The organism is Humibacter albus DSM 18994 (genome assembly GCF_000421825.1).
Taxonomy (GTDB): Bacteria; Actinomycetota; Actinomycetes; order Actinomycetales; family Microbacteriaceae; genus Humibacter; species Humibacter albus.
The window spans coordinates 167,568-184,833 of record NZ_ATXT01000011.1; the positions used below are offsets into that span (position 1 = coordinate 167,568).

At 69.8% G+C, this 17,266-nt stretch carries 15 protein-coding genes; 8 read left to right on the plus strand and 7 right to left on the minus strand.

Going from position 1 to position 17,266, the window contains the following annotated elements:
* Positions 1 to 21 precede the first annotated feature (21 nt).
* Positions 22 to 765, plus strand: coding sequence for an ABC transporter permease (locus tag H623_RS0102190; protein WP_022899309.1), 744 nt, complete (start codon positions 22 to 24; stop codon positions 763 to 765).
* On the opposite strand, the gene H623_RS0102195 is transcribed toward H623_RS0102190, so the two are convergent.
* Positions 743 to 982: a hypothetical protein gene (locus H623_RS0102195; protein WP_022899310.1), complete on the minus strand. Its 240-nt coding sequence runs from the start codon at positions 980 to 982 to the stop codon at positions 743 to 745. The two genes, H623_RS0102190 and H623_RS0102195, sit on opposite strands and share 23 nt — an antisense overlap.
* Before the next feature lie 235 nt (positions 983 to 1,217).
* Here H623_RS0102195 and H623_RS22015 point away from each other — a divergent pair, with 235 nt between their 5' ends.
* Genes H623_RS22015 through H623_RS0102215 form a run of 3 tightly spaced genes read left to right on the plus strand, consistent with a single transcriptional unit; the run spans position 1,218 to position 7,319 of the window.
* Complete coding sequence (locus H623_RS22015) at positions 1,218 to 2,135, plus strand: hypothetical protein (protein WP_211217959.1); 918 nt, start codon at positions 1,218 to 1,220, stop codon at positions 2,133 to 2,135.
* Positions 2,132 to 3,727: a DNA polymerase Y family protein gene (locus H623_RS0102210; protein ID WP_022899312.1), complete on the plus strand. Its 1,596-nt coding sequence runs from the start codon at positions 2,132 to 2,134 to the stop codon at positions 3,725 to 3,727. The genes H623_RS22015 and H623_RS0102210 overlap by 4 nt, the downstream gene beginning before the upstream one ends.
* A gap of 34 nt (positions 3,728 to 3,761) precedes the next feature.
* The gene (locus H623_RS0102215; protein WP_022899313.1) at positions 3,762 to 7,319 is read left to right on the plus strand and encodes an error-prone DNA polymerase; all 3,558 of its coding nucleotides are present in this window, start codon (positions 3,762 to 3,764) and stop codon (positions 7,317 to 7,319) included.
* Between the two features lie 8 nt (positions 7,320 to 7,327).
* Here the strand turns inward: H623_RS0102215 and H623_RS0102220 are convergent, their stop codons facing one another.
* Complete coding sequence (locus tag H623_RS0102220; RefSeq protein WP_022899314.1) at positions 7,328 to 7,684, minus strand: DUF7882 family protein; 357 nt, start codon at positions 7,682 to 7,684, stop codon at positions 7,328 to 7,330.
* Positions 7,685 to 7,838: 154 nt separating this feature from the next.
* Here H623_RS0102220 and H623_RS0102225 point away from each other — a divergent pair, with 154 nt between their 5' ends.
* Positions 7,839 to 8,018, plus strand: coding sequence for a CsbD family protein (locus H623_RS0102225; RefSeq protein ID WP_022899315.1), 180 nt, complete (start codon positions 7,839 to 7,841; stop codon positions 8,016 to 8,018).
* Between the two features lie 262 nt (positions 8,019 to 8,280).
* Here H623_RS0102225 and H623_RS0102230 read toward each other — a convergent pair whose 3' ends face one another.
* Complete coding sequence (locus tag H623_RS0102230; RefSeq protein WP_026939813.1) at positions 8,281 to 10,041, minus strand: DEAD/DEAH box helicase; 1,761 nt, start codon at positions 10,039 to 10,041, stop codon at positions 8,281 to 8,283.
* A 271-nt stretch (positions 10,042 to 10,312) separates the two neighbouring features.
* On the opposite strand from H623_RS0102230, the gene H623_RS0102235 reads away from it, so the two are divergent.
* A complete protein-coding gene (locus H623_RS0102235; protein ID WP_022899317.1) occupies positions 10,313 to 11,116 on the plus strand; it encodes an SGNH/GDSL hydrolase family protein in 804 nt (267 codons plus the stop codon).
* Positions 11,117 to 11,270: 154 nt separating this feature from the next.
* Here H623_RS0102235 and H623_RS0102240 read toward each other — a convergent pair whose 3' ends face one another.
* Complete coding sequence (locus tag H623_RS0102240; protein ID WP_022899318.1) at positions 11,271 to 12,590, minus strand: D-alanyl-D-alanine carboxypeptidase family protein; 1,320 nt, start codon at positions 12,588 to 12,590, stop codon at positions 11,271 to 11,273.
* A 97-nt stretch (positions 12,591 to 12,687) separates the two neighbouring features.
* Positions 12,688 to 13,515, minus strand: coding sequence for a TrmH family RNA methyltransferase (locus H623_RS0102245; RefSeq protein WP_022899319.1), 828 nt, complete (start codon positions 13,513 to 13,515; stop codon positions 12,688 to 12,690).
* A gap of 116 nt (positions 13,516 to 13,631) precedes the next feature.
* Between H623_RS0102245 and H623_RS0102250 the strand changes: the two genes are divergently transcribed.
* Both H623_RS0102250 and H623_RS17325 read left to right on the plus strand, forming a co-directional pair.
* Positions 13,632 to 14,465, plus strand: coding sequence for a Sir2 family NAD-dependent protein deacetylase (locus H623_RS0102250; protein ID WP_022899320.1), 834 nt, complete (start codon positions 13,632 to 13,634; stop codon positions 14,463 to 14,465).
* Positions 14,466 to 14,524: 59 nt separating this feature from the next.
* A complete protein-coding gene (locus H623_RS17325) occupies positions 14,525 to 15,178 on the plus strand; it encodes a histidine phosphatase family protein (RefSeq protein ID WP_022899321.1) in 654 nt (217 codons plus the stop codon).
* Here H623_RS17325 and H623_RS0102260 read toward each other — a convergent pair.
* Both H623_RS0102260 and H623_RS17330 read right to left on the minus strand, forming a co-directional pair.
* Complete coding sequence (locus H623_RS0102260) at positions 15,094 to 16,185, minus strand: glycosyltransferase family 4 protein (protein ID WP_022899322.1); 1,092 nt, start codon at positions 16,183 to 16,185, stop codon at positions 15,094 to 15,096. The two genes, H623_RS17325 and H623_RS0102260, sit on opposite strands and share 85 nt — an antisense overlap.
* The gene (locus H623_RS17330; protein WP_084485511.1) at positions 16,182 to 17,198 is read right to left on the minus strand and encodes an alpha/beta fold hydrolase; all 1,017 of its coding nucleotides are present in this window, start codon (positions 17,196 to 17,198) and stop codon (positions 16,182 to 16,184) included. The genes H623_RS0102260 and H623_RS17330 overlap by 4 nt, the downstream gene beginning before the upstream one ends.
* Positions 17,199 to 17,266 lie beyond the last annotated feature (68 nt).

Below are 17,266 nucleotides of genomic sequence, written 5' to 3' on the forward strand. Positions count from 1 at the left end.
CAGCATCCGTAGGCTCGGGGCATGACGTCTGTGCTGCTGGACAGCCTCGTCGGGGTCGCGATCCTGATCGCGCTGGCCACCGGGGTACTCTGGTTCTACGGCGTGCCCCACCGATGGGCGCCAGCGCTCGCCGTGGCGCGCGGCGTCGTGCAACTGGCGGCGGTGAGCGTGATCCTCACCGGCGTGATCACGAACGGTGCCTGGGTAGCGCTTGCGCTGGTGGTGATGTTCGTCGTCGCCTCCACCACGTCGACGCGGCGCATCGGCTGGAGCAGGCAGCACGCCGCCATGATCTTCACCGCGATGGGCACGGGCATCGCGGTGACGCTCACGATCGTCTTCGTCACCGGCACCATCGAGTTCTCGCCGCGATACGTGCTCGCGATCGGCGGCATCGTGATCGGCAACTCGATGAGCATCGCCACGCTCGCGGGGCGCCGCTTCACCGAGATGGCGCGTGACCGGTGGGACGAGGTCGAGGCGTGGATGTCGCTGGGCGCGACACCGAGGCAGTCCACGCACGCACTCGCTCGCGACGCCGTCTACGCGGCGCTGATCCCTTCGACGGACCAGACCAAGACCACGGGGCTCGTCACACTGCCCGGAGCGTTCGTCGGCGCCATCTTCGGAGGGGTGTCGCCGCTGGAGGCGGGGCGGTTCCAGATCGTCGTGCTCGCCGCGATCATGGCCGCCGGGGCCATCACCGCGGTCATCGTCGCGGCGTGGATGGCCCCGGTGCGCGTCAAGCCCGTCGCGTTGAAGTGAGACGCGGCGTGCGGGGCCGCCGCGTGGTTCCGTTGCGCTGTCGCGGCGGAGTGCGGTAATGACGCGTCGGCACGGTCGTCTCCCCGCTCTCTTCGTCTTCCATGAGATCGTCGACGGAGACGAGTTCGGCCGCCGAACCCAGCAGCGCCAGCAGATAGAGCCCGCCGAGGCCGCACGCCGCCACGACAGCGCCCGCCGTCGTCCATGCCCAGACCATGTCGGCTCCTCTCGTTCGGTCCCAGACTCGTCGACGCTCTCTCAGAAGTCGCACAGAAGGCGTTTCGCTTCCGATGAGTGCGCCGAGCTGTCTGAGAGGAAAGGAGGCCTGCGCCGCTGAGCATGCCCGTCGCCCTCTTTTGCTACACCGAAGGTGCGGGAATCGTCGAAGAAGCACCCGGGAGAGAAACGAGAGAGGGTTTGACAGTATCGAATACGCGTTCGACACTGGAAGGGTGACTCTTCTCGCCGAGCAATTCGCTCCCGATGGCCGACCCGTGCCCCCGGCACCGGCCTCCATGGGGCGCGAATTGCGCGGCCGGGCTTCTGCCGGCGCGACGGACGAGACGCCCGTCGAGCGCGCCAAAGCCGATCTGGAACGGTTGCTGAGCCTGCGCTCGCGCGTGGGCGAGATGGAGCGTACGCGACTGGACGAACAGGTGCTGCGAACGGATCCGGCGTTCGCCTCGCTGCTGCCCGGCGGTGGTCTGCAACCCGGTGGCGTCTATTCCGTGCAGGGAGCGACGTCGCTGATCATGTCGCTGCTCGCGGGTCCCAGCGCTGACGGCGCCTGGTGCGCCGTGGTCGGGATGCCCGCCTTCGGCGCCGAGGCCGCCGCCCGGTTCGGCGTGGATCTCGACAGGCTCGTGCTGGTCCCCCATCCGGGAGAGCGCTGGTTCAGTGTGACCGCCGCCCTGGCCGATGCGGTGAGCGTGGTCGTCACCGTGCCCCGCGGCCGTGTCGGCGATGCAGAAGCGAGCAGGCTGGCTGCACGCATGCGGCAGCACGGTGCGGTGCTGCTCGTCGCCGGCGAGTGGCCACGGACGGACGCGAGGGTGGGCGTGGCATCCAGCGACTGGAGCGGTCTCGGCGACGGGCACGGCTATCTGCGCGATCGGCGCATCACGGTGGCGGTACAGGCACGCTCGTGGGGCACCCCGCGCCGGGCACACCTCGAATTGCCGCCGGAGGGAGGTCTGCGCGGTCTGCCGCCCGTGCGGTTGCGCGCCGGACAGCGGCGTCTCGACGAGCCGGCCCGGCACAGCACGGAAGCTCCTCGGCACCGCATCGACGTGCCGTGGCAGGGCGATGCGAAGCACAGCATCGCCGGCGACGATCTCGCCGACCTCCGCCGGCGACGGGCTGCGGGATGACCATGGTCACCCCGTCCGCGAGCGTGCCCACTCGCACCATCGTGCCCACCCGCACCATCGTGCTCTGGTGCCCCGACTGGCCCGTGCGTGCTGCGGAGGCGGCGGGGCTGGCCGAGGCGGGGCATCCGCTCGCCCTGATCGAGAAGGGAACGGTGTTCGCCTCCTCGGCTTCCGCCCGACGGGAGGGCGTGCGTCGGGGGCTGCGCGTGCGGGAGGCGCAGTCGCGCTGCTCGGTGTTGGCGGTGTTGACCCACGACCCTTCCGTGGACCAGCGCGAGTTCGAGCCACTGCTGGCGGCCGTCGAACAGGTGATGCCCGGTGTGCAATCGATCAGGGCCGGACTGTGCGCGCTGCGCGCACGAGGTCCTGCCCGGTTCTACGGCGGAGAGGATGCCGCCGCCCGGGAACTGCTGCGCGTCGCCGCCGAACACGGTGTGCCCGATGCATGCGTCGGCATCGCCGATGGGCCGTTCGCCGCAGAACAGGCTGCCCGTGCCGCCATTGGCCACGACCGTCTGCGGATCGTGGAAGCAGGAAGATCGGCAGACTTCCTCGCCCCGCTGCCGGTGGACGTGTTCGATTCCGAAGAGGGCTTTCGTACGCTGTTGCATCGGCTGAGCCTCGACACGCTCGGCGCGGTGGCCGCCCTCGACCCGCTCGAGCTGGAAGACCGGTTCGGCGAGCTCGGTGTTCGCGTGCACGCGCTCGCGAGCGGAACCGAGCGCGCCACCGTGATCCCGCGGGTGCCGCAGGCCGTGCTGGAGCGCTCGATCGTCTTCGAACCGGGGCTCGAGCGGGTGGACGAGATCGCGTTCGGGTTCCGGCAGACGGCCGACGACTTCGTGGTCGGTGTGTCGGAGGCGAAGCTGGTCGCCACAGCCATCACGATCACGGTGCTCGGCGAGTCGGGGGCGACGGGTGAACGCACGTGGCTGCACCCGCGGTGGTTCACGGCATCCGATGTCGTCGACCGGGTGCGCTGGCAGCTGCAGGGGGCCGGCGCCGGGCACGGACTGGACTCGCCCGTCGTGCGGGTGACGGTGGCGCCGGAATCGGTCGATGCGGCGAGCCATCACGAAGCCGGCCTGTTCGGCGACGGTCCGGACGAACGCGTGTACCACGCGCTCTCCCGCGTGCAGAGCATGCTGGGCCACGACGCCGTCGGCACCGCCGCGGTGGGCGGTGGACGGATGCTTGCGGATCGCACCGTTCTGGTCTCCTGGGGCGACCGCGCCCCGGATGCCGTCGCTCGCGATGCTGCGAAGCCCTGGCCGGGCTCTCTCCCGCCACCGCTGCCCGCCACGGTGTACTCGCCGCCGACGAGGTGCGACGTGGTGACGGCATCCGGAGACCCGGTCGTGCTGACCGACACCGGGGAGCTGAGCGATGACCCCGCAGCGTTCTCACCCATACCCGGCAGACAGCCCAGACGGCTCACCTCGTGGGCAGGGCCGTGGCCGGTCGAAGAGCGGTGGTGGGATGCCGCAGCCTCGCGCCGTGTCGATCGGCTGCAACTGGTGGACGAGACGGGTGATGCCTGGCTCGTGCTGTGCCATGACGGGGCCTGGAAGCTGGAGGCGCGCTATGACTGAGCGGCCCGCCACCTCGAGACGGACGGCCTGAACGATGGGGTGGAAGAATCCGCCGATCTCCTGGGCCGAGCTGGAACGCAAGCTCTCCGGGCGCCGCCCTCCAGAGGGCGACCTCGCCGCGCTCGACTCTCCCGCCCGCAGCGTGAAGCGTCGCGCCTATCGTGGCGAGCCGATCGTGCCGGAGAGCGGTCCGTACGTGCCGTACGCCGAGTTGCACGCGCACTCCGACTTCAGCTTTCTCGACGGCGCCAGTTCGCCCGAGCGGCTCGTCGAAGAGGCGGCACGCCGCCGTCTGACGGGCCTCGCCCTCACCGACCATGACGGGCTGTACGGCGTCGTGCGCCTCGCCGAGGCGGCCGAGGCGCACGAGAGCGTGAAGACCGTGTTCGGTGCCGAGCTGTCGCTGGAGCTGAGCGCTCCGCAGAACGGGGCAGCCGACCCAGAAGGCACTCATCTGCTCGTGCTCGCCCGCGGAGAGGAGGGCTACCACCGGCTGGCCGGTGCGATCACCGACGCGCAGCTGCATCCGCTCGCCGAGAAGGGGCGTCCGGTCTACGACCTGCACCGACTCGGCGAGCAGGCCGGCGGGTACTGGACCATACTCACCGGATGCCGCAAAGGCGCCGTGCGGCAGGCGCTCGCACACGGTGTGGACGAGGGGGTGGAACCCGACGTGGCCGCGGCATCCCGGGCTCTGGACGACCTGGTCGACCTGTTCGGTGCCGAGCACGTCGTGGTGGAGCTGTTCGATACCGGGGAGCCGCTGGATGCCGTGCACAACGACGCGCTCTTCGCGCTCGCGCAGCGCAAACGGCTGGCCTGTGTCGCCACCGGACTGGTGCACTACGCCACGGAGTCCGAACGGCCGCTGGCCACCGCGATGGCGGCCGTACGCGCCAGGCGGAGCCTGGACGAGCTGGATGGCTGGCTGCCCGCCGCGGCGACCTGTCGGCTGCGTTCCGGTGCCGAGATGGCTCGTCGGTTCGCCCGCTATCCGGATGTGATCGAGCGCACCGTCGAGATCGCCGAGACGCACGCATTCGCACTGGGCTCGGCGAAGCCGCGACTTCCGAAGCAGAAGGTGCCCGCCGGCCGTACACCCATGCAGCACCTGCGCGACCTCGTGGCGCAGGGCGTGGCGAAGTGGTACCCGCCCGATTACCCGCACGCGAGCGCCGAGACCGTACGGGCGCGCATGGAGCAGGAGCTGACGGTGATCGAGCAGAAGGACTTCCCCGGCTACTTCCTCATCGTGCACGACATCGTGCGGTTCGCCCGCGACCGCGGCATTCTCTGTCAGGGCCGGGGATCCGCTGCGAATTCGGCGGTCTGCTACGCGCTCGAGATCACCGCGGTGGACTCGATCCGTTACCACCTCCCGTTCGAGCGATTCCTCTCCAGCATGCGGCCCGAGGAGCCCGACATCGACGTGGACTTCGACGCGCGGCGCCGCGAGGAGGTCATCCAGTACGTGTTCGACAAGTACGGCAGGCGCAACGCGGCGCAGGTGGCCAACGTGATCAGCTACCGGCCGAAGAACGCGGTGCGCGACATGGCGAAGGCGCTAGGACACTCGCCTGGGCAGCAGGATGCCTGGTCCAAGCAGGTGGAACGCTACGGTCCCGAGGTGTTCAGCGGCGACCACGACATTCCCGCCGACGTGGTCGCGCTGGCCGAGCAGCTGCTCACCGCGCCCCGGCACCTCGGCATCCACTCCGGCGGCATGGTGCTCACCGACCGACCGATCGGCGAAGTGTGCGCCATCGAGCACGCCCGCATGGAGAACCGCACCGTGCTGCAGTGGGACAAGAACGACTGCGAATGGATGGGCCTGGTCAAGTTCGACCTGCTCGGCCTCGGCATGCTCGCCGCGCTGCAGTACATGTTCGACATGGTCGAGAAGCACCTCGGCGAGACGTGGACGCTCGCCACGATCCCCGGCGAGGAGCCCGCGGTCTACGACATGCTCTGTCGGGCTGACGCTATCGGCGTGTTCCAGGTGGAGAGCCGCGCGCAGCTGGGCACCCTCCCCCGTCTGCTCCCCCGAGCGTTCTACGACCTGGTGATCGAGGTGGCGCTGATCCGGCCCGGGCCGATCCAGGGCGGGGCGGTGCATCCGTACATCCGCCGGCGCGCGGGCAAGGAGGACGTGACATATGCGCATCCCGATCTGAAGCCGGTGTTGGAACGCACCCTGGGCATCCCGCTCTTCCAGGAGCAGGTCATGCAGATGGCGATGGCGGTCGGCGACTGCACCGGCGAAGACGCCGACCTGCTGCGTCGGGCGATGGGCTCCAAGCGCGGCATCGAGAAAATCGGCACGCTGCGCGACACGGTGTTCGCCGGCATGGCACGCCGAGGACTGAGCGACGACGCCGCCCGCGCCATCTGGGAGAAGATCGAGGCGTTCGCCGACTTCGGGTTCGCCGAGAGCCACGCTCTCAGCTTTGCGCTGCTCGTCTACGCCAGCGCCTGGCTCAAGCTGCACTACCCCGCCGCCTTCCTCGCCGCGCTCATCAAGGCCCAGCCGATGGGGTTCTACTCTCCGCAGACCCTCACGCAGGATGCCGTGCGTCACGGCGTCGTTGTACGCCACGTCGACATCCAGCGCTCGCTCGTGCACCCCGACCTCGAGCCGCTCGACGAACGTGCGACGGGTCTCGGCTCCGGAGGCACCAGTCCCGAAAATTCCCGTCCCGCAGATTCCAGTCCCGGAAGCCCCGGCCTCGGAGGCTGGGACGCCGGCGACCCGGTGAGCGGCCCGCCGGGTTCGACGACCGTGCCGACCGGGTCGCACTCCTGCCTCGAGCAGAAGCAGCCGCCGGTGCCCGCCGGCTTCGACCGCACCGCACCGGATTCCTCCGCCGACCATCGCCGAGACGGTGCGCTGGCCGTACGCCTCGGTCTCACCGACGTGAACACGATCGGCGAGAAGCACGCGCAACGCATCGTGGACGAACGTGAGGCGGACGGGCCGTTCACGGACATCCAGGATCTGGCGCGCCGGGTGGGCCTGACCTCGCCGCAGCTGGAAGCGCTCGCGGCGGCCGGTGCCTTCGAATCACTCGGGCTCACTCGCAGGCAGGCGTTGTGGGCAGCAGGCCCCGCCTCGCGTGAGCGGCGGGAATATCTGCCCTCCACCGCCGTGTTCGTGCAGCCTCCACTGCTGCCGGTGCTCACCGAGTCGGAGCAGGTCGTGTACGACCTGTGGGCCACCGGCGTGTCGCCGGGCGACCATCCGATGAGGCACCTGCGTCAGGAGATGGCGGGGCGGGGCATCCGTTCGATCGACGAACTGCTGAACGTGGAGGCCGGAACGCGGGTGCAGGTGGCCGGAGTGGTCACCCACCGCCAACGCCCGGCGACCGCGAGCGGCATCACGTTCATGAACATCGAAGACGAGACAGGACTCCTGAACATCGTCTGCAGCGTCGGCGTGTGGGGACGCTACCGCAGGATTGCGCGGGAGGCGCCCGCCCTGGTGGTGCGGGGCATCTTGGAGCGCAGCGAAGAAGGCATAGTCAACGTCGTCGCCGACAGGTTCGAGGCGCTGCCGTTGAAAGCACGCACCACCTCACGGAACTTCCAATGATCGAATGATCAGGCCGGCTTGACGCTGTTGTCCTGCGACTTGCCCGAGGCTCCCGCGCTGTTCGGACCGAGCGGTTCGTCCATCAGCCGCAGCCCCTGGGCGCCGTTGGCCGACAGCGCCAGCCGTTCGATCCACTCGGGGTTGATCGCCGGCGGCTTGCTCCCCGAGTAGCGGAAATACAAGGGGATGCCCGGAGCCAGCCACACGGAACTCCGACCGTCGCCGACCGACACGTCATCGCGCCACGTGAAGAAGAAGCTCTCCCCACGACGCAGCTTCGCCCCGATCACGACCTGGAGATGCGCGAGAACCCGATCGTCGAACTTCACTTCGATCTCGGGCCCGCCATAGAGCAAAGCGCCCATCTCCACCCCCTGCAACGCGTCGCCTGCAAGCCTATGCCGTTCACGCTTGCCGGAACCACCAAGATGCCCGTCGTGTAAGTCAAGGCCTTGCTGCCCCGCGAGCCGGCTCCTAGCGTGCAAGCTCATCGAATTCGCACCTGTCGAAGGAGGAATCATGGGCGACGAAGAGAAGATGGACAACAAGAAGGACGAGCTCTGGGGAAAGGGCAAGGAGGCCGTCGGCAAGGCGACGGGCGACGACGAACTGGAGAACCAGGGCAAGTTCGACCAGACGAAAGCGAACCTCAAGCAGGCAGGCGAGAAGGTGAAGGACGCCTTCGACGGCAACGACTGACGCGCCAGCACCAGGGCGGCACCTCCTGCCAGCCGTCGGCCGTCGCGTTCTCGAAGACGAGGCTCGTCTCCGTGTTCGCGACGGCCGGACTGCCGGGCGAACACTCGAGAACGCCGGCGGGGAGGTACTCGAGAACGAGGCCGCCCGGCTCCGCTGAGTACCGCGGCGAGGCGCAGCAGGTGGTCGCCGACGCAGGCGATGTCCAGCGTGCGCACCTCGCGCCGGTCCGAGAGGCGCACTCGGCGCAGCCGGTGTGGCGCGCTCAGCGGTGTCCGAGGCGCTTGCGCAAGAGGTCGATGCGCGCCTGCAGCTGTGTCACGCTGGCCTGTGCGACGGCCGGACCGCCGCACACGCGGCGCAACTCGGCATGCACGAGCCCGTGCGGCTCCCCCGACTGTTTGGCGTAGAGCCCGACCAGGCTGTTCAGCAGGCTGCGCTGCTCCTTGAGCGTGCGGTAGACCGGGGCCGGAGCCTTCGCGGTCTCGCCCGGCGCGGACGCCGGGCGGTTCGCCGCACGCTTCGCCTGCCGTGCCTGACGGGTGCGCAGCAGTTCGTGCACCTGCTCGGGCTCCAGCAGCCCCGGAATGCCGATGAAGTCCCACTCCTCGTCGCTCCCCGGCTCGGCGTAGCCGCCGAATTCCGCTCCGTCGTACAGCACGCGGTCGAAGGCGGCGTGCGAGTCGAGCGCCTCGAACGCGAACTCCTGCTGGAGCGAATCGGATGCCTTGTCCTCGCGTTCGGCGGCCGCCATCATGGCATCCTCCGGATTCCAGAGGTCGCCCTCGCCGTCCACCGACACGCGGTCGAGGGCGTGGTCGCGCTCCAACTCCAGGGCGCGGGCGAGCGCCATCAGGATCGGCACGTCGGGCAGGAACACGGTGGCCGTCTCGCCCCGGCGGCGCGCGCGCACGAACCGGCCGATCGCCTGCGCGAAGAACAGCGGCGTCGCCGCGCTGGTGGCGTAGACCCCCACCGCGAGGCGCGGCACGTCCACGCCCTCGGAGACCATGCGCACCGCGACCATCCAGCGCGAGGTCCCCTGCGCGAACTCCTCGATGCGGTCGCTGGACTCCTTCTCGTCCGAGAGCACGACGGTGACCTTCTCGCCGCAGATGCTCTCGAGGATCGCGGCGTACGCCCGAGCGGCGACCTGGTCGGTCGCGATCACGAGACCTCCGGCATCCGGAACCTGCGCACGCACCTCGCTGAGGCGGCGGTCCGCGGCGTGCAGCACCTGCGGTATCCATTCGCCCTTCGGGTCGAGCGCGGTGCGCCACGCCTGCGCAGTGATGTCTTTCGTGTTGCCTTCGCCGAGTCGGGCTTCCATCTGGTCGCCGGTCTTGGTGCGCCACCGCATGTGGCCGGCATAGACCATGAAGAGCACGGGACGCACGACGCCGTCGCTCAGTGCCCGCCCGTAGCCGTAGTTGTAGTCGGTGCGAGAGGTGCGGATGCCCTCCCGGTTCTGCAGGTACGTCACGAACGGGATGGGTGACGTGTCGCTGCGGAACGGGGTGCCGGTGAGGGAGAGCCGCCGCGCGGCGTGCTCGAACGATTCCCGGATGGCGTCGCCCCAGCTGAGCGCATCGCCGCCGTGGTGCACCTCGTCGAGGATGACGAGCGTGCGCCTGTCGAGTGTGATGTCGCGGTGCAGGGCGGCCTTGACCGCGACCTGCGCGTACGTCACGGCGACACCGCGATAGTGCGAGCCGTAGCGGCCGTGCGCATTCTTGAAGTTCGGATCGATCGGGATGCCGACCCGCGCGGCCGCCTCTGCCCACTGCCTCTTGAGATGCTCGGTCGGTGCCACGATCGTGATGCGCTCCACGGTGCGCCGCTTCAGCAACTCCACCGCCAGGCGCAACGCGAACGTGGTCTTTCCCGCGCCGGGCGTCGCGGCGGCGAGGAAGTCGCGCGGCTCGTAGCGGAAGTACGCTTCGAGGGCCTCGGCCTGCCACGCCCGCAGCTTGCCCGCGGTTCCCCACGGTGCGCGGTCCGGGAACGACGGCGAGAGATGCTCGATGGCCCACGTTCCGACGGTGCGAGCGTTGTCGCCGTTCTGTTCGGGATCCGCCGGAGGTGCGGCATCCTCGGCCGACGCGGGGACGGGGGTCGATGTGCTCACTTCACTCCACCGTACCGAACCCGGTCGCCGGCTCGCGCCGAGTGCACCCGAATGTCGTCGCGACCCCCGGGTGGACAGAGTCGTTTCGGTGCAGCGGGTAGGGCGTCTGTGCAGTGGGCGGGCAGCGACGCAGCAGAGTCACGGGCCGTTGCAGAGCAGAATGGAGCGCATGACGGAACCGCTCCATCCTTTCCATCGGTACGTCGCCCTGGGCGACTCGTTCACCGAAGGGGTCGGCGATCCCGACGAGAACGCGCCGGGCGACATCCGCGGCTGGGCGGACCGGGTGGCGGAAGTGCTTGCGCGCGGCACCGACGACTTCGCCTACGCGAACCTCGCGGTGCGCGGCAAGCTGATCCGCCAGATCGCCGACGACCAAGTGGACGCTGCCGTTGCTCTCGCGCCCGACCTCATCACGATCTCCGCCGGCGGGAACGACGTGATCCGTCCGGGCTCCGACCCCGACGAGGTGGGCGCGCTGTTCGACGAGGTCGTGACGCGGCTTTCCGTCACCGGTGCCACGATCGTGGTCTTCACCGGCGTCGACGTCGGCTTCTCCCCCGTCTTCAAGGCCATCCGGGGCAAGATCGCCATCTACAACGAGAACGTGCGCGTGGTCGCAGAGAAGCACGGATGCCTCGTCGCCGACCAGTGGGCACTCGACTCGGTGCAGGATGCGCGCATGTGGTCCGCCGACCGGTTGCACATGAACCCTTTGGGGCATCACACGGTGGCGCGCATGGTGCTCGACACGCTCGGAGTCGTCCACGACCTGGAGCCGATGGAGCCGGAGCCGCTCCCCGCGCGCTCCTGGCGGCAGGCGCGCGCGGAGGACCTGTCGTGGGCGAAGGAGTATTTCGTGCCGTGGATCGTGCGGCGCCTCAAGGGCGTCTCCAGCGGCGACAATCGGCTCCCGAAGCGACCGCAGCCCGCACCGGTGGTCGCACCGGGCGACCAGGAGGCCGCGCTGTAGGGCGGTGCCTACGCACGCGCGTGCCGCTGCGCGGCGCGCTGCTCAGCCAGCGGTAGATGTTGCTCGGCGGGTCCCGGGCGGGCGGTGCCGGGCGGGCGGTGAGGGACCGGCGGTCGGGGCGGGCGGCGGGTGCTAACCGGGGCGGGCGACGCGGTTACAGGAACATCAGCTGCGGATGGGCCATGCGCCAGCCCAGGCCCGGATCGGCCACCTGCTTCGAAACGGTGAGCGTGCGTGTCACGCTCTGGCCGGCCCCGGTGTACGTGACCGTGCCGACGGCATCCCCCGGCGCGGCGGTCGACGCGGTCGACGTGCGCACCGTCACCTTGACCGGCGTGTTCGAGAAGACGAAGAGCCCACCGGTCTTGGTCGCCTTCAGCGCCGCCTTCTGACCCCAGAGGCTGCTGTAGGTGCCGTAGCCGGCCGACCCTCCGATCTTCACCTCGTGAAAGCCGTTCTCGACGCTGGCCAGCAGCGTGGGCACCTGGCTCCAGAGACTGTCGTAGTCGGGTGCCCCGGTCACGACGCCCACGAGCTTCAGCGCGTGGCCGTGCACCGTGACGGAGGCCGCGAACATCAGGCAGTGCCCGGCCTGATCGGTCCAACCGGTCTTGATGCCGACGATGCCGTCTTTGCCCAGGAGCTCGTTGGAGTTCTGCACGGTGCCGACGTCGGGCAGAGTCGTCGACGGAGTGTCGACGATCTCGGAGAGCACGGGACTCGCCAGCACGAGCTTGCCGATCGAGACGAGGTCTTTCGTGGTGCTGACGCTTCCCGGGTCGAGCCCGGACGGGTCGGTGATCGTCGTGCCGGTGAGGCCGTGCTCGTTCAGCCAGGAGCTCGCGTAGGTGAGGAAGGCGTCCACCGATCCGAAGCCCCAGTTCGCAAGTGAGATCGCGTAGTTGTTCGCGCTCGGCAGGAGCATGGCCGTGAGCGCCTGCTTTTCGGTGAGTCGCTCGCCCGCGACGACGTTCGCCCACGAACCGTCTTCGGCCCACACCTGCTGCAGGATGTCGACGTCGGCATCCGTGAAGGTGATCGTGGGGCCGGTCTCTCCTTTGGCGATCGGATGCTTGTCCAGCAGCACCAGCGCGGTGATCGTCTTCGTCATGCTCGCGATCGGAGCGCTCGCGGTGCTGCCGTTCTGCACGAGCAGGTCGTCCTGTCCCACGAGCCCGACGGCGGCACTGCCCCAGGCCGGGAAAGCGGGATCGACGGCCGCGGCACGGACCGTGGACGATCCGGACGCGGCCTCCGCGGCCGCCGGCAGTGGCGCCACTGCCGAGAGTGCGGTGTAGGCGGCGGTCGCCAGAACGACGCCGAGCACGGTGAAGACGGCTGCCCGGCGACGACGGAATCGGCGGCGCTGGCGGCGATTGGCAGTCGAGTCGCTCCGCGTCCCGACACCGCCGGGGATGCTCTCCGGGGTGCCATCGGCGGCGTGGTCGCCGGGGTGCGCGGGAGGATGTGACACGCCTGCCATCGTAGGCGGCGTCACCTCTGCGTTGCCCTGACAGACGCCGTGGTATGCGCGGACGCCGGCGGATCTGCCGACTCCTCTGCCGAGGGCGTCACCCGCTCCACGTCGCGGTCCCAGGAACCCGCAACGCGTAGAGGGCGACCGCGGCCGCGGAGGCCACGTTGAGCGAGTCGACGCCATGCGCCATCGGAATGGTCACCACGGTGTCTGCCGCGGCCAGCGCCGTGCGGCTCAGCCCGTCACCCTCGGTGCCCATCACCACGGCGAGGCGCTCGGGCGGATTCGCCGCGAGCTCGTCGAGCGCGACGGCGTCGTCCGAGAGGGCGAGCGCGGCGATACGGAAGCCGGCTTCGTGCAGGCGCGGCGCGGCATCCCGCCACTCGCCGATGCGGGTCCACGGCACCTGCAGCACCGTGCCCATGCTCACCCGCACGCTGCGCCGGTAGAGCGGATCCGCGCAGCGCGGACTGACGAGCACCGCATCCGCGCCGAGCCCGGCGACGGCACGGAAGGCAGCCCCGACGTTCGTGTGATCCACGATGTCCTCGAGCACGACGACGCGCCGGGCGCCGGCCAGCACGTCTTCGAGTGGCGGCAGCGGCGGACGGTGCATGGCCGCGAGTGCGCCGCGGTGCAGATGGAACCCTGTCAGGGTCTGCAGCTGTTCCTCGGAGCCGACGTAAACCGGAACGTCCGGATGCCCGCCCAGCAGGGGCTCGACGTCGGGCAGCCAGCGTTCGTGCAGCAGCACGGAGCGCGGAGTGTGCCCGGCCTGTAGGGCCCGGGTGATCACCTTGGTCGATTCGGCCAGGTACAGGCCGCCGGCGGGCTCCAGCGCTCGCCGGAGCGCGACATCCGTGAGCCGGGTGTAGTCGGCGAGCTCGGGTGCGTCGACCGAGTCGATGGGGATGATGCGCATCAGCGGACTTCCGTGTGAAGAGAGTGCGGACGGGGACCTGGGCCGCGACGGTCAGGGCGCGGAAACAATTCGGAAAACTGCGCTGTTTACACTGACGGCGGACGAGGAGACTTCGGGTGAGCACAACGGCGACGGCGGGATCGACGATCGAGGCCGCCATCGACATCCTCGCAGACCGTTCCGTCGCGGTGCTCACCGGTGCCGGCATCTCCACCGACTCCGGCATCCCCGACTATCGCGGGGAGGGCGCCCCGAAGCGGACCCCCATGTCGTACGCGCAGTTCCTCGGCGACGCGCGCTCGCGCAAGCGGTATTGGGCGGGAAGCCACCTCGGCTACGCGCGCTTCCGCGCTGCCGAGCCGAACGCGGGTCACCTCGCGCTGGCCCGAATGGAGCTGGCCGGCGTGGCCGCGGGCGTGATCACGCAGAACGTCGACGGTCTGCACACCCGGGCAGGCTCCCGCCGGGTGGTGCCGCTGCACGGAAGCATGGATCGGGTGCTCTGCCTGGAGTGCGGGCAGATGTTCGCGCGCGAGGACATCGCCGCTCAGATCGATGCGTTGAACCCGTGGCTCTCACGGCCGGAGTCGGTCGTGATCGCGCCCGACGGGGATGCCGAGGTGAGCGACGTCGATGCGTTCGAGATTCCGGCCTGCAGCGTCTGCGGGGGCCCGCTCAAGCCCGACGTCGTGTTCTTCGGCGAGTTCGTGCCGCCGCTGCGCTTCCAGGCCGCCCGTGAGATCGTCGACGGCGCGGGGGCTTTGCTCGTTGCCGGGTCGTCGCTCGCCGTGAACTCCGGCATGCGGCTTCTCGAGCAGGCACGCCGCCGTAAACTGCCCATCGTGGTGATCAATCGCGGGGGGACGAAGGGCGACGCCCGAGCGACCCTCAAACTGGATGCCGGCACCTCCGAAACCCTCGTCGCTCTGGCCGACGCGCTGATCGCGTGAGCGGCGAGCCGGAGACCACGCCCTCGGGTGGCCGAGAGGGGAAACGTGCCACTGCACCGGTGACGCGCATCACGCTCGTGCGGCATGGCGAGACGGACTGGAACCGTCAGCGGCGCATCCAGGGCTCCACGGACATCCCGCTGAACGACGCAGGTGTGGCACAGGCCGCCGTGGCTGCGCACGCGCTCGCCGACGCCGGCTACACCGCCGTGTACGCGAGCGCACTCTCGCGGGCGCTGCAGACCGCGGCCATCATCGCGGACGCCGCGGGACTGGGCGCGCCGGTCGGTGAGCCGGAGCTGAACGAGCGGGCCTTCGGCGAGGCGGAGGGGCTGACGAACCAGGAGATCCTCGGCCGGTTCCCCGACGACGTGGTGCCCGGGCGCGAGACACGGGAGCACGTGGTGCGCCGAGCACTCCCCGTGCTCGAGAGCCTGGCGGTGCAGCACGCGGGTGAGAGCGTGCTCGTCGTCACACACGGGGCGGTGATCGGTTCGCTGATCCGGCACCTGACGAACGGCGAACGGCCCCGACAGGGCGAGCTCATCAGCAATCTGTCGCTCAGCCACCTCTGGCACGACGGCGGCCGCCTTCGTCTCGAGGAGTTCAACCTTCCCGCTACCGCGGCTCAGGCGGAGGCCTTCGCGGTGCCCGCGGACTCCACCTCGGTCAGCGCCCCGAGCAGCGCCGATGCCGAGCCTGCCCAGGTGTAGGCGGATGCCCGTTCCACGCTGAGCGCGGACCTCGCCGCCCACTCCCCCGGCGCTTCCAGCGCGCGCACGGCGCGGGCGAACGACGACGCATCGTGCGGGTCGGCGTACACCGCGGCATCCGCTCCGATCTCGCGGAAGATCGGGATGTCGCTGATCACCGCGGGCGTGCCCACCCGCATGGCTTCGACGACCGGGATGCCGAATCCCTCATCGAGCGACGCCGTCACGAGTGCCGTCGCGTCGCGCAGAGCGGCGAAGTACTCGGCGTCGCTCGCCCCGTCGTGGAACACCAGCGTTGCCCGAGGTGCCGCGGCCGTGAGCCGCTCCCGCTGAACGTCGCTGACCTTGCTCATCAGGTGCAGCTCGTACCCCGGCAGCAGCTGTGTCGCACGCACGAGCGTCTCCACGTTCTTGTACGGCATGAACGAGCCCATGTAGACGAGCGACTTCGTCGCCGGCGCCTGACGAGGCGTGCTGGGCACATCAGGGGGCACCTGGGGCGCGTTCGGCACGACGTACACCGGTCGGCGGGTGAGGCGGTGCCGCGCGATGAGGTCGCGCGTGGTGTGCGAGACGGCGACGACGGCATCCGCCCGGTTCAGCAGCGCGCGCTGCGGCCACCAGGCGAGGTGGTAGAGCCGCCACAGCCCGCGCACGAACGCGGGCAGGTCCCGCGGAGGCGTGCGATTGCGGTAGTAGATGAGGTCGTGCACCGTGAGCACGAGGCGGTACCTGCGGCCGAACGAGCCCATGGTCTGCATCGGGCTGAACACGATGTCGGGCTTCAGCGCGTTGACCTGCAGCGCCACGAGCGGCTCGCGCACGCTGGTCGGCGCGGAGGCCATCGCCCATGGCAGCGCGGGAAGCATGTCGAGCTGCGCACGATCGCTGATCAGCATCGTCACGTCGTGCAGCTTCGCGAGCTCGGCCACCAGGGATGCCGTGTATCGGCTGATCCCGTCGTGCCGGCCGATGCGGGTGTACCGGCAGTCGAAGACGACCTTCATGCTTTCCCGCCCGTTCCCGCCTGCGACGAGCCGGCGTCATGCGGCGAGCCGGCGTCCTGCGACGAGCCGGCGCGGGCTGTCGTCGACGGCCCGCCTGCCGTCTCGTCGAGGAACGCCAGGATGACCTCGGTCGCCTCCTGCGGAGCCTCGTAATGCACGAGGTGGCCGACGTTCTCGATCACGTGCAGGCGGGCATCCGGGAACAGCGTGCGAAGTCGCCGTTGTGCCGCCAGGGGCGTGATGTCGTCGCGGTCGGCGACGATCAACTGCACCGGCTCGTCGATCCGGGCGGCGTATTCCGACACGTCGTGGCTGACGGATGCCCGGAACGCCTCGAGCACGACGTCGCGATTCGCGAATGCGCTGAAGTAGCGATCGTGCTGATCGTGGATCCACGCCCGCAGTCGACGGTCGCGGGTCTTCGCCATCGCTACGCTCATCACCCGCACGATGGCCGGGTTGCGCAGCAGGCCGAAGCCGAGCGATTCGGGAAGTGCGGAGGCGAGCCAGTAGTAGAAGATCGCGAGGCGGGTGAACACTGCCCGTGGGCCCTTCAGTGCCGGTGCGCCGATCGGGTTCACGAGCACGACGATGTCGGGCCGCCGGTCACCGGCGCTCATCTCGCTGCGTTGCTGCGCCAGGGATGCCGCCACGACGATGGAGCCGAACGAGTGCCCGAGCAGCACGAAGCGGCCTGTCAGGGGCACGGCCTCGACGAACGCGCGCAGCCAGGTCGCGTAGGCCTCGATGTCGTGCTCGCGGCCCGCCAGAGGCTCCGACTCGCCGAAACCGGGCAGGTCGGGAACGATCATCCGCCGCGGCGCGAGTCGTGCTGCGATCGGCTCCAGTCCGTGGTGATCGCCGCGAAATCCGTGCACGAGCACGAACGTGGTGTCGGCATCCGCAGCTCCGTACTCCGCATACGCCGTCGTGCTGCCGAGAACCTCCACCCGGTGCTCTCGCACGGGAACTCGCGGCGGGTGTGCGGGCGGGGTGCGGCGGACGGGAGACACGCATGAAGTCTATGAGGGGGAATCGGCCCAACCTGGGCGGTGCCGCGGAGGGGGTCGTTCTACACTGA